The sequence below is a fragment of the Leptospira kmetyi serovar Malaysia str. Bejo-Iso9 genome (assembly GCF_000243735.2).
Classification (GTDB): domain Bacteria; phylum Spirochaetota; class Leptospiria; order Leptospirales; family Leptospiraceae; genus Leptospira; species Leptospira kmetyi.
The window spans coordinates 2,093,539-2,106,489 of the sequence record NZ_AHMP02000003.1 but is presented as its reverse complement, the minus strand read 5'-3'; the positions used below and the strand labels follow the sequence as shown (position 1 = coordinate 2,106,489).

The following is a 12,951-nucleotide window of genomic DNA, read 5'->3' as shown; positions in this document are numbered from 1 at the left end:
CGGATCGAAAGGATTATTTTTTTCCGATCAGAAAGAAGGTTCTCATCGGACCCTTTCCTTTGATCTCGATGATTCCTCTGTCTTCGAATTCGAAAAGATCTTTGAGGGCTTCATACGTCGCTTCGGAACAGTTGATCTTGCCCGGTTGTCCGTGCGATTCCATTCTCGAAGCCGTGTTCACCGAATCGCCCCAAAGATCGTAGACGAACTTGTTTTTACCGATCACGCCCGCCACGACGTCTCCGGTGTGGATTCCGATTCGGATATTGAATTCGTATTTCCAGGATTTCTGCAGATCCTTGAGACCTTGGATCATTTCGATTCCGGCTAACGCGATTTTTTCCGCGTGATCGTCGGTGGCGTTCGGAATTCCCCCCGCCATCATATAACAATCCCCGATGGTTTTGATCTTTTCGAGTTGGTGTTTGCTCGCGATGTCGTCGAAACACGTGAAGATCTGATTTAGGATTTCAACGAGAAGGTTCGGAGTGGGGATCTGCGTGGAAAGTTTGGAAAAACCCACGATGTCCGCGAACAAAACGGTGGAAGTCGGGATGTAATCTGCGATCACGCTTTCTCCGGATTTCAATCTTTCCGCGATCGACTTTGGTAGGATGTTCAACAAAAGACTTTCGGACTTCTGCCTTTCCTTCTCCAGACCTTCGTTTAACATATTAATCTTTTCTAATGAATCCTTGAGCTCCCGATTTCTTTTGGAAAGGGTTTTGTATGCGTCGGCGTTATCCACGCCGATCGCCACGTAGTTCGCAAGAGTTCTTAAGATGCTGAGTTGGTTTTCGTTAAACGCGTTCTTTTCGTAACTCTGGATGGTAAGAATTCCGATAAAACGTTCCTCCACTTTCAAAGGAAGATAAACCACCGAGTTGGATTTTTCTCCGAAATGTTTTTGAATCGTGGTGACGTATTGCGGGAAATCCTTTTCGAGATCGTTCGTGATCAGTTCCTGATTGTTGTGAAAACAAAAAGAGGAAGGATTCTCCTCCGTAAGCGAATCCACGGAGGGCGCGGGCGTATAACGTCCTTCGATCAGACTGAACTTGTATTTGATTTCGTTTTTGCCTTCTTCGACGATTCCGAACGCGAGAACGTCCATCGAAACCATGGACTTCGTGTTTTCATAAACGGAAGTAAGAATGATTTTCGGTTCGAGACTGGCGGTAATCATCTGGCCGATCTCGCTCAACTGTTTCAGGTTTTGATACGAAGATACGAGTCTTTGATTGGAATCCTGAAGTTCGTTCTGCGTTTTGATCAGACGATTCTGAGTGGAGTCGCCGATCTTCATCAGTTTGGAGGATTGTTTTAAAAGCGATTCGTAAGCCTCTCCGATTTTTCTCAGCTCCTGGAAAAGATTCTCCTTATCGAGGGATTCTTTCTTATCCAGGGTTTCGTTGACTTCGTTTAATAATTGGAATTCGTTTTCGAAAAAGGAATTGAAATCCTTCTGAGTTGAAGATGTGGGTTCCATAAACAGTTCCGGGGATTACCGTTTTACTTGTAGGATTTCAGTTCGAACGGAAGAGAAAGATCGGAAGAGAATTCTTCTCCGGTCTCCTGCATATCGTCGTCGTCTTCCTTATACAACCAAAGAATCTTCACCTTTCCGCTTTGATCGTGGTATTTCTGAAGAGAATCCAAAATGTCCATGATGACTTTGGAGGAACTCGTATTGAAATAATCCAGCTGAAACTTTACTTGGATCTGTGTCTTGGAACTCATCGCGGAGTTCAACCAGTCGAATACGGGTTTGTAGAACGCGATCGCGTTTTCAGGATAGGATTCTCCTATAATTTCAACCGCTCCTTTTTCCGTGTCTAAAATAACTTCCGGAGAAGTTTTGGTCTGTTGGATATGTAATGATTCCATTCTCAATTTTCCTTTGTGAAGTATGCGGAGAGTGTGAAGAACGAATGTTTATCGTCTACCGGCGCGACATTGTAGGAAAGCGGTCCGTCCGATTTTCTCGCGATATCGATTAGACCGACTCCCGCACCTTTGCTGTCATCGGGTCTGTCCGAGCGTAACTGCTGTTGGTAATAAGTTTTTAACTCGTCCCTCGACATAGAATTTATTTTCTCGCATTTCGATTTTAGCGATTCGATTTTATCGTTAAGTACAAGGTTCCCGGACGAAACATTATAGCCAACCGATTTTTCATCGACCATGATGATGCCGACGCCGCCCTCTCTTCCGTCCTCGAGAGCTTTTCTTTCCGCGGAATAGTGTAGCATATTCTGAGCCAGTTCGATGAAAACCGCGAAGATTTTTTTGATTTTCGATTCCGCGCTAAGAGAGGTGCGGATCATCGAACCGAATTCCGTAAGAACCTCCTGCGATAGGCGTCCTTTAAAGGAAACAATTAATTGATAATCGCAGGCCTCTTTGTACTGTTTAAACAGGTCTACGGACTTGTTTTCCATCATTTCTTTTTAACATACTCCTATATTTTCGTTCCGGGATCAGATTCGAAACCCGATCAAAGTTATGTCATCTCTCTGGGCCTCACCCGCCTGATGTCCGTCTAAAAATGCCGCGAGGCGTTCCTTTTGTTCGGACGCGGGTAAAGAGAGAACACTTTGTAAAAAGCCGATCAATCCCTTGCTCGCGATTCTTTGTCTTTGAGGATTCGGCTGATCCATATAACCGTCCGTCGCGAGGTAGAACATGGTCGGTTTTCCCTTTTCCAGTTTCACCTCGTGGGTCGCATACGTTCTTGAATCTTCTTTCTGTCTTCCGCCGATCGAATGTCTGTCGCCTTTGATCTCTTCGATCTTATCGCCCTTTGAGAAATAGAGCGGTCTTTTGGCGCCTGCAAAAAGTACCTTATCACCGTCGATCCTGCAGAAGCAGATGTCCATTCCGTCCACCGAGTTCGCATCCAAAGTGTCCTGTTTCAAGGCTTGTCGAACATTTCGGTTTAAATGTTCCAAAACCTTTCCGGGATCCTTGATGCCCGCCTCATTTACGATCTGGTTGAGTAAAGTATTTCCTATCATTGACATTAACGCACCGGGGACTCCGTGTCCAGTACAATCGACTGCGGCGAGAAAAATTGATCCTTCTTTTTTACTGAACCAATAGAAGTCGCCCGATACGATGTCCTTCGGTCTGAACAACACGAACTGTTCGTTCAAATTCTTTTCGAGAATGTCTTCGGAAGGAAGAATCGCTTGTTGAATATTCAAAGAATATTGAATACTATCCGTGATGTGCTGGTTCTTAAGTCCTAGATCCGCGTTCGCTTGCGCCAACTCCCTCGTTCTTTCCCGTACCTTCTCCTCCATGTTCGCGTAGAGCAACGCGTTGTCGATGGAGATCGCGGCCTGAGACGAAAGAATATTCATAATTTGTAATCGATCCGAAGTGAACGCCCCCTCGGAAAGGTTATTTTCGAGATAGAGAATCCCGGAAATCTCCCCTTGTTTGATGACGGGCGCGCAAAGAACCGATTTCGTTTTAGAATTTTTGATATATTCGTCTTTGTTAAACTTCTCGTCTTGGTTCGCGTTTCTAAGAACCAGATTCTCCTTGGTCCTTTCCACGTAATAGATGAGAGAGATCGGAAGATTTTTACTGTTTCCAAGCGGGATTCCGGTCAACACTTCCACGTCGTCTTTGGAAATCGAACCCTCGGCTTCCACATAAAGTCTTCCTTCTTTTTTAAGAATGAGAACTCCTCGTTGCGCTCCTGCGTTTTCGATTACGATCTTCATCAATTTATCCAAAAGATTTTCCAGTTTGATCTCTCCGGAAATCGCGGTGGAACTTTTGAGAACCGATTGAAGATCCAAGGTCTGACCCGAATATACTTCGGTCGCCGCTGCGGTCGTACTGGAAATCGTTCGGTGTGTGCGTAACGTACCCGTTCCTCTTTCGCGGATAAATTCCGGAAACTTGGACTTGAGCATACTTTGTTTGAGATTGGCTCCCCAAAGTCCGTAACGATGAAACGCCTCGTTGATGAATTCTCCGGCGATTTTAACGCTTCCCTTGGAAAGCCAGAACATCGCCGCCATCTCGCAGGCAAGCGCCTCGTCGTTTTGAAACTCGTTCTTTCTCGCTTCCCGGATCGCGGCTTCGTAGGTTCTCGCGGCCTTCCAGTTTTTGTATTCGAGTCTTGCGAGCTCCGCGTCCACGAGAAGGTATTTGTGATAGAAATTCTCGGGACAACTTTCCGCTAAGGAAAGAAGTTGTTTCTGATTCTCTTTGATTTTCTTTAAGTATTCTTTTTTAAGATCCGGCGACACCTTTTTATAATTCGCCGCAAGTGCGAGTGAATACAAAAAATTATGCTCGAGCGGTCCGTACTGACCACCGAGATAAAGAATCATTCCGTTCGCTTCTTCCGCTTCTTGAAGTGCGAGTTGATTTTCGCCATACATCAAAAGAGAACGAACCTTCATCACCTTAAAGGTGACGATCGGCGCCGGGCTTTGGTGATCGTTGCAAAGATCGATGTATTCTTTTTCCTGATATTCCGTGGTGGAAAAGTCGAGATGACTTCCGGTTTCTCCGCGAAGATTGGAAAGAACGAGAGCGGTTCCGAGAATCGTGTCGATCGCGAGATTGTTCTTCACCTTGCGGACGAACTTGAGGAGTTGATTGATCTTGGGTTTCAGAATTTCGAGATTCTTCCCTTGAAACATCACGTTAGACGCATCGTTCATCGCCGCGTAACTTCCGTGCAAAAACTCGCCGGAATCCAGAGCGGATTGAACGCACTTCACGTTTACTTCTTCCGAAAGTTTCAGATGTTTTACGAACGAGGAGGAATAGTTCGCGAGAATATTCGCGGCCTTCGTGTATCCGCCCGAGTTCATATGTTTTTCGCTGAGTTTAACCGCAAGTTCGCAGAAGTCGTACGCTCCTTTGTAGTCCGCGAGTTTTCCCACAAGAACCATTCCGTAACAGGAATATCCGTAAGAATCGGAAAGGTTTCCGTACAGAAGATTGGCCATCTTCAAACAGATCACCGGGAAGAGGGCGGGTTCCTTGTTGTAAGCCATCGGGATCGCGCTGATCAAAAGATTGACCGCCCAGATATGGTTCGGGTCCGTCATCAATGGTTCGTCTAACAGCGATGTTACGGTTCTTCCTTTTAAATTCTTTTTGGCCTCTTCGATTTCCTTATTCACTACCTCGTCGAAATTGGAAGTCGGGATTTCGATTCCCAAGGGTTTGAGAGCCTTGATTACGGTGGGCATCGCGAGATCGAACTTTCCTTGCGCGGAATATTCGATCATCAATAAGTTATACGCTTCGGCTTGTTCCACCGGAGTTTTCGCCTGTTTCAAAAGAGTGTGGATCATCTCTTGGGATTCTTCGAAGTTCCCGTTGAGATACAGAACCTCCGCGAGTTCCTTATGAACCGTGTAGGAAAGATCGTATTCCTTCGACCAAAGTTCCTTGTCTCCCTTTTCCGCTTCGGGAAGTGCGAACAAAAGTTCTCTGGCTTTTTCGGAATACAACTTCGCGGGTTTGTAGGCCGCGGAAAGTTTCGCTTTTTGAGCGGCTTGAATATTCAATTGTAGTAATTTTCTTTTTTCGGAATTTTCGGTGATCAACATCGAACCGGTGTTCAAGTGGTTCACTACGTCGAAGACGGAATCTTCCAAAGCCTTTTCGTTCAGATTCTCGAGAAGGATCCTTCCGATCTGCAAACGCACCGATTGTTTTTGATCCTCGTTTAAGAGTTCGTAACTCGCCTGTTGAACGCGGTCGTGTTGAAATCGGAACTGGATCGTTTTTGCGGTTTGAAAATTCTTATCCTTGTTCTCCTCGATTTCCTCCATGGAATCCACGAGTCTGTAGTTGTCGCCGATCGGAACGATCAGTTCCTCTTCCATGGTTTCCATAATCGCGGTCATGGTTTCTTTGAGGGTCGCACCGAGGATTTTGGATTGGATTCCGAGATCGAAGTTGCTTCCGATACAAGAAGCGAGTTTTAACGTTTCCTGAGTTCGCGGAGAAAGTTTTTTGATCCTTCTTACGAGAAGTTCTACCACGTTATCCGAAATATCGGTCTTCTTGATCTTTTCGAGGTTCCAGATCCATTTGCCGGAAATCGTGGAATTCCCTTTTTGATACGTTATGATCTCCTCTTTGGAAAGTTGTTTGAGAAGTTCGTTGATAAAGAAAGGGTTCCCTCTCGTTTTGGAATATACGATTTCCGCGAAACTCAACGTTTCTTCGGGAGGTCTTCTTAAACTGTCTGATAAAAGTTGGTTTACGTTTTCCAAGCTCAACGGCTTCAGGAGAATCTTATCCAGACGGAATCCTTCCTTTTCCAAACCGCTCACCATCGTGGAGAAAGGATGTGTGGAATCCACCTCGTTGTCCCTGTAAGCCAACATTAGAAAAAGATAATTTACGGAAACGTCCTCGATCAGATTTTTTACGAGTTCGAGGGAAGGCGTGTCCGCCCACTGAAGATCGTCCAGAAAAACCGCGAGGGGATGATCCTGATTCGCGAAGATCTTTATGAAATTCTGAAATACGAGATAAAAACGGTTTGCGTTTTCCTGGGGCCCGAGTTCGGTCACGGGAGGTTGTTCGCCGATGATGAACTCGAGTTCGGGTAATACGTCGGTCATCACCTTTCCGTTTGCGCCTAACGTGTCCCGGATTTTGTTTTTCCAATCCTCGATTCTTTCGGGCGATTCGGTGAGAATCTGTTCGATGAGATTGGAAAAAACCTGAATGATCGCGCTGAACGGAACGTTGCGGTTGTACTGATCGAACTTACCGGAAATAAAATAACCTTTGGATTCGGTGAGAGGTTTGTTGATCTCCTTTACAAGAGAGGACTTACCTACGCCGGAATAACCCGCGATGAGAACCACGCTTGTTCTTCCCGTTTCGGTGACTCGTTTGAATTCGCCTAACAACGAATCGATGTATTCCTCCCTTCCGTAGAGTTTTTGAGGAATTTTGAATTCGTGGGAATAATCCTTGGAGCCGAGAGGGAACGCGGGCGCGTCGCCGGATTCCAGCCATTTGTCCCGGATCGTTTCCAAATCCGCTTTGAGACCTTCCGAGGTTTGATATCGATCCTCGGCGGTTTTGGACAAAAGTTTTAATACGACATGGGAAAGGGCTTCCGGAATTTCGTTGCGGATCTTACGAGGTTCCACGGGCGATTTCGCGAGATGAAAGTGCACGAGCTCCAAAAGGTCTTCGCTTTCAAACGGAAGTTTTCCGGTGAGAAGTTCGTAGAAGGTGACTCCGAGAGAATAGAAGTCGCTTCTGTAATCCACGGAACGGTTCATTCTTCCCGTTTGTTCGGGAGAAACGTAGTGAATACTTCCTTCGAGACGGTTCGGATTGGACCAGGACGTTTCCTCTTTGGAAAGTCTCGTCGAAATTCCGAAGTCCACGATCCGTAGCAGTTCGTTGTCCGGATTGAAGATGATATTGTCCGGCTTTAAGTCTTTGTGTATTACTTTTTTATTATGTATTTCCCCGAGTTTCTCCGCGAGATCGATCGCGATCTTGAAGAAGTCCTTTAGGTTGACCGGTTTTTTTCCCGAGAAATGTTTGAGGGTTCCTCCGGGAACGAATTCCAAAATCAATGTGAAACCTTCGGGAATTTTTTCCATTCCGAAGGCTTGGATCATTCTTTCCGAAGCGAGATAATTCAGAATTTCGTATTCGTTTCTAAGATTGACGACCGCCGGATGCAGTTCGTCTAAAATCGGAATGTATTTGATGACTACGTTCGCGCCGTCCTTTGTGCGGATCGCCTTGTAAACCTCCGTGGAGGAATCCGCGTTCATTCTTTCTTTTAGTTCGTAACCTTCTATTTTCATATATGTCGATTTTCTTATATTCGTCAGAGGCGAAATAAGAGTCCTCCCCAATAAAATCCGCCTCCGACGGCGGGTGTGAGGAACAAGTCTCCTTTTTTGAATTTTCCTTTATAATAATATTCTGATAATACGATGGGGATCGAAGCGGCGGACGTGTTTCCCACGCGTTCGAAGTTCATCAGGATTTTTTCTCTGGGGAACTTGGTTCTTTTGAGAACGTCCTGAACCACCACGTCGGTTCCGGGATGGGGAACGACCCAGTCGATGTCGTCTATCGTAAGTCCGTTCTTTTCCAAAAGAAGATCCATGGACTTAAGAGTGAGATCCGCGGCGTTGGTCACAAGTTCCGGATAACTTTTTACGTAACTCGCCGGAGGAGGTCCGGTCACGATGATTCCCGCCAAGTCTCCGTCGTCTTGAAGAAAGGAATCGATGATTCCGAAATTCTGATCGCCCGTATGTTCGAGGAATACTCCGGCGGCCGCGTCCCCCGCGGTGAATTCTCCGTAACCGCCCATGCGGGTTCTTACGGAAAAACGTTCGCTTCCGATCACGAGCGCGTTTTTGAATTTTCCGGTTCCTAAATACGCCGAAGCGGTTTGAACCCCGTGTACGAATCCCGTGCAAGCGGTGCTAACGTCGAATGCGAGCGCGTTTTTTGTTCCCGAAAGTTTGGAAGCCTGAGGCGCGAGATCGGGAAGATAATAACGATCGGTCCAGTTCGCGAGAATGTAGAGATCCACGTCCTCCGGTTTTTTACCCGCGTCCTTCAAAGCCATCTCCGCGACCTTGGCCGCCATAAACATAGGAGTTTCTTTTTCGTTGGCCCTTCTTCTTTCGTTGACTCCGATGTTTCAGATCACCGCTTTTTCGGCGGGATGCATTTCCGGAAATTTCAATCGGGAGCGGATCTCCTCGTTGGTTACGATCTGTTCGGGGAAATAATGACCGAAACCGGTGATTCTTACTCCGTTCGACGTTAGATTTTTTCCGCTCATAAGGGTCCTCTAGTAAATTCAAATTTCATTTTATTACGGAAGTCTTGTATATACCATAAACTGTTCTATGTAAATCTTTTCCGGATCCAATTCGCGTAAAACGGTGAGTTCTTCCGCGGTCACCGGAGATTCTTCCTGAAGAGGAATGTCCTCGTCCGGAGGAAGCCAAGAAGTATAACGAAGAACCGCTTCTTCCGGTTCCATCTCCTCGTCCGAAGGAGGGGCGATCCAATGCGTAAATTCGAATACGTGATCCGAGTTCGGTTGTCTTTTGAATCTTCCGAATTGACAAACCGCTTCCATCACACGATCTCCGACGGACGTGATGTAGTGTACGTGTTTTACGAATCTTCCGCGATTCGCTTTCGCGACTACGATACAATCCGCAACCGCCGCGATGTCGTTCGCTCCGCCCGAACCCACGAGAAATTTTCCCTTTGCGGTTTTCGTGGAGTTGATGTTACCGAACCAATCCACTTCTGCGGCGCCTAACACGCCGAGACAATGATCGGGAACGACCGTCCCGAGAATGCTCGTGATATCGGAAAGCATCGTACAGTCCTTCGTATGAAGCTGACTGAAAAGAAAAACGTCTCCCGTATGCGGCTTCATCGAAAAGAAACCGAGTTCGGTGATGACCTTTACTGAAATTCCTTCCTTTTCCAAAAAACGCGCCGCGGTCCAAGCGGAGATATGAGCCGCACCGATTCCGGCGAGAATGGTTTTGTAACCTTTTTCCTTTACGTATTCTTGAATCGCTCTCGCCGCGAGAATGATCATCTGTTCCGAGTCGTTGACCGTTTTAGGATCTTCTAATTTCTCCGCTTTGTTTTCCTCGGGAATATTCTTTAATCTTCTTAGACGAGTACGTCCGAGACGTTCCAAATATTCTTCGTGGCCGCCTTCGATATTTACGAAATCCGCGTACCATTTTTCGGCGCGGGAAGGAACGTTGGCGGCTTCGTTGGCTTCGATCTGAAATTCGTAGTCGTCGAGATAGGTGGAAAGACCTTCAAACGCGGGAATTCCGGGAAGATCGTAAACGCGCAGGGATTGAGGATGTGCGCCGAACTCCGCGACTGCGACCGCTTTCACTCGGTTTCCCGGAATCGTAACCAGCTCCGCGGGAATCGAACCTTTCGGAACGATTCTTTCCACGGTCGCGATCACTCCTTGTTGGGCGGCCAAGGCTCCCCAATATCCTTCTCCGCTCGGAGGACAAAGAACGAGATTTCCTTCTTCGTCTCCGACCACCGCGTGAACAAAAGTAAGATCCGGATTTAAGGGAAGAATGTACGCAAGATCCACTCCTTTCTTCCCTTTGTAATCGGGACCGGGAGAACCGTTGGGACCTGGGGATTTGTTTTGAGGATCGGGAAACAAGAACGCTGTTTTGCCTAACTTGTCGAGAATGAGATCGCTTCCCAAAAGAGAGTTGGTGATAAAACCGGGAAGACGCATCGCACCGGCCATCAATCTTTGTACGATGCTGAGAAGGGACCAGAGTTCCAACTCGAAAGGTTTTCCTTCTAGTAAATTAGAATATAATGAATTAGGAGAGGGTTTCGGATAATTGTCTCCCGCGAAACCGGTGATCATACGTTTTACGATCTTGGCGATCGTAAGCGCGTGCGCGCTCGAATGAATTCCCGCCATACTGATTACGAATTCGGGATTCGTATTCTGAAAACAACGTGCGAGAGAATAGATAAGCGCGTTGGGTCTGGACATCGTCGCCGAAAGATGTATATGCATACCGGGACGAACCGTTTTTCGGACCATCTCGTCAGGATTCGCAAAGATCTTCGTGTTAGCTTCCAATGATTTTATCTTTCCCGAACAAGTTCGAGCGTTTCGAAATTTTCGTTTTCAAACCGTAAGCGGTGTTTTCGTTGATCGAATCGCATACGAGAAAAAGGGAAAAATCGTTACACTCAAAATTCTTTTTTTAGAAATCCTAAATATTTTTATACGTTTCGATTTTCGACAAACACCGCATAGATTGAAGCGATGACAATGGTGGAAAGATATTCTTTTAAGAATGCGCTCTAGCAAGAACTTTTTACCGAATCGAAGGCAAAACTCGGAACGGATTCAAGACGAGCATTCCGAAAACCGAAATTAAGAATAGGGAAGAACTAGGATCGTTTCTTGATTTTCCGATCGGATTCGGTTCGGCCCGAACGGAAATTTATTTCCAGACGGAATTCGAACGAAACGTTACCGTATACTTTGAAATTCTCTTATGTCCCAATGAGGATTTCCGAAAGCCGCTAAAAATTTATGACAGAGATACAAATCGAATTTCCGGAGCAGTATCATTTTTCGACGGAGTTATCCATACGAAAAACGGATCTCGCGTTGGACATTCACGTATCGTTCGCGTCCATTCTCGACATCGTGATGGAAGCTCATCTTCAGTTCTTTCAATATCTCGGGTTCAGCGTCACGGATATCTACGGAAAGAGCATCATCTTCGCCAACGCCGGAATTCTTTATCAAGGAGAACTTCTCTACGGGGATCAGGTAAAGATCGACGTCGTATTAAATAATCTGGCCGAGAAGTCCTTCGATCTCACGTTTCGTTTGTCGAAAGATCAGAGAAGGGAGAAGGTTTCCCTCGTAAAGATCCGCGTTTTGTTTTTCGATTATTCCATCCGTAAAGTAGTGCCGATTCCGGAAGGATTCAGAAAGATTTTTACGGAAGGAAAGATTCCTTCTTATCCGTCTCCTGTGGTCGGAACCGAAGCGGGAAGCGCACATCAGAGTTCCACGCAGATCCGCAACTTCGACAAGCTCGAAGTGCTTCGTCTCGCTCACGATCTGATTTTGAAAGTATATGCGCTCGGAAACAAAATGGACGCGGCGAAACTGAAAGAACACGGACCCTTGTTCGAACATATCCGATCGGTCGCGACCCTTCTTCCCGTAAGAATCGCGGGAGCCTGGGGTAGCAGAATTCTTTCCGAAAAGATCAAGAACATTCTCAAGGCGAAAGTGCATCTCGAAGAACTGAGATATCTTTTGGTTCTCGTGCAGGATCTGAAGGTTTATTCCATCGAAAAAGAATTGTCCGATCTGGAAGTCATCAACGGACATCTCAAAAAATATCTCGTCCGGGTCCGAAACGGAAAGACGAGAAAACTGATTTAAAGTATATTCTAAAATTCTAAACTATATTTCGGAGAATTCCATGAAAGACAAAGTCGCAATGGTGACCGGAGGAAGCACCGGAATCGGAAAGGCGGTCGTTCAAGAGTTCGTCTTAAGAGGCGTAAAAGTAGTGTTCTGCGGTCGCAGACTCGACGAGGGAAAAAAACTCGAAACGGAAATCCGCGGAAAAGGCGGAGACGTTCATTTCGTAACCTGCGACGTAACCTCGGGCGAACAAGTGAAACGAGTCGTGGACGTTGCGATCGAAAAATTCGGAAGGCTCGACTTCGGAGTCAACAACGCGGGAATCATGGGCCTCAATCATCCTCTTCACGAATATCCCGAAAACGTCTGGGACAACGTGGTTAACGTGAACTTAAAGGGCGCGTGGCTTTCGATGAAATATCAGATTCCCGAAATTCTAAAAGCGGGAGGAGGGGCCGTGGTCAACGTCTCTTCGATCTCCGGGATCAACGGGGTCGTGGGGATCAATCCGTACGCCGCCGCGAAACACGGCGTTGTCGGATTAACAAAAAGCGCCGCTTTGGAATACGCAAAGAAGAATATACGAGTGAACGCGATTTGTCCCGGCGCAGTGAAGACCGAAATTTTGGACGAACTGTTTCATCTCGCAAAAGATCCCGAAGAAGCGGAAAGACAACTCGTCAAACTGCATCCTCTTCACAGAATTGCAACGCCCGAAGAGATCGCAAAAACGGTGGTCTGGCTTTGTAGCGAAGATTCCTCATTTATAACTGGAACGGCGATTCCGGTTGACGGAGGGTATTCGGCGAAGTAGCAAAATGAATTTTCGTTTTTGAGAAACCTTTTGATGGAAAAATTTGAGAGAAAAAATATCATGAACCAGTCTGATCTATAATAAAAAAATTATTTGGCGAAGATTTGTTCTTGAAGTTCGCTAATGACACATATTTATAATAGATTTTCGGAAATTATTTCAATTTCCAGTG

The 12,951-nt window shown here is 46.2% G+C and carries 9 protein-coding genes; 2 read left to right on the top strand and 7 right to left on the bottom strand.

The window, feature by feature from the left end; genetic code table 11:
• Nucleotides 1–13: 13 nt before the first annotated feature.
• Genes LEP1GSC052_RS12215 through LEP1GSC052_RS12190 form a run of 7 tightly spaced genes read right to left on the bottom strand, consistent with a single transcriptional unit; the run spans nucleotide 14 to nucleotide 10,648 of the window.
• Nucleotides 14–1,489, bottom strand: a complete 1,476-nt coding sequence (locus tag LEP1GSC052_RS12215; RefSeq protein WP_010573951.1) for an adenylate/guanylate cyclase domain-containing protein — start codon at nucleotides 1,487–1,489, stop codon at nucleotides 14–16.
• A gap of 23 nt (nucleotides 1,490–1,512) precedes the next feature.
• Nucleotides 1,513–1,887 carry a DUF1987 domain-containing protein gene (locus LEP1GSC052_RS12210; protein WP_010573952.1) on the bottom strand — a complete coding sequence of 125 codons (375 nt, stop codon included), beginning with the start codon at nucleotides 1,885–1,887 and terminating at the stop codon, nucleotides 1,513–1,515.
• Nucleotides 1,888–1,889: 2 nt separating this feature from the next.
• Complete coding sequence (locus LEP1GSC052_RS12205) at nucleotides 1,890–2,444, bottom strand: SiaB family protein kinase (protein ID WP_010573953.1); 555 nt, start codon at nucleotides 2,442–2,444, stop codon at nucleotides 1,890–1,892.
• A 36-nt stretch (nucleotides 2,445–2,480) separates the two neighbouring features.
• Nucleotides 2,481–7,829, bottom strand: coding sequence for an AAA family ATPase (locus LEP1GSC052_RS12200; RefSeq protein ID WP_010573954.1), 5,349 nt, complete (start codon nucleotides 7,827–7,829; stop codon nucleotides 2,481–2,483).
• Between the two features lie 23 nt (nucleotides 7,830–7,852).
• Nucleotides 7,853–8,680, bottom strand: coding sequence for a ketoacyl-ACP synthase III (locus LEP1GSC052_RS12195; RefSeq protein WP_244265296.1), 828 nt, complete (start codon nucleotides 8,678–8,680; stop codon nucleotides 7,853–7,855).
• 3 nt (nucleotides 8,681–8,683) lie between these two features.
• On the bottom strand, nucleotides 8,684–8,827 hold the full coding sequence (locus tag LEP1GSC052_RS21680) for a hypothetical protein (RefSeq protein ID WP_020985847.1): 144 nt from the start codon (nucleotides 8,825–8,827) through the stop codon (nucleotides 8,684–8,686).
• 33 nt (nucleotides 8,828–8,860) lie between these two features.
• Nucleotides 8,861–10,648 (bottom strand): CoA-transferase, encoded by a 1,788-nt coding sequence (locus LEP1GSC052_RS12190; protein WP_020986686.1) that lies wholly within the window; start codon nucleotides 10,646–10,648, stop codon nucleotides 8,861–8,863.
• A gap of 462 nt (nucleotides 10,649–11,110) precedes the next feature.
• Between LEP1GSC052_RS12190 and LEP1GSC052_RS12180 the strand changes: the two genes are divergently transcribed.
• Together LEP1GSC052_RS12180 and LEP1GSC052_RS12175 are read left to right on the top strand one after the other, a co-directional pair.
• Nucleotides 11,111–11,980, top strand: coding sequence for an acyl-CoA thioesterase (locus LEP1GSC052_RS12180; RefSeq protein WP_010573957.1), 870 nt, complete (start codon nucleotides 11,111–11,113; stop codon nucleotides 11,978–11,980).
• A gap of 40 nt (nucleotides 11,981–12,020) precedes the next feature.
• Entirely contained in the window at nucleotides 12,021–12,779 is a 759-nt protein-coding gene (locus LEP1GSC052_RS12175) for a glucose 1-dehydrogenase (RefSeq protein ID WP_010573958.1), read from the top strand.
• The last annotated feature ends 172 nt before the right edge of the window (nucleotides 12,780–12,951 follow it).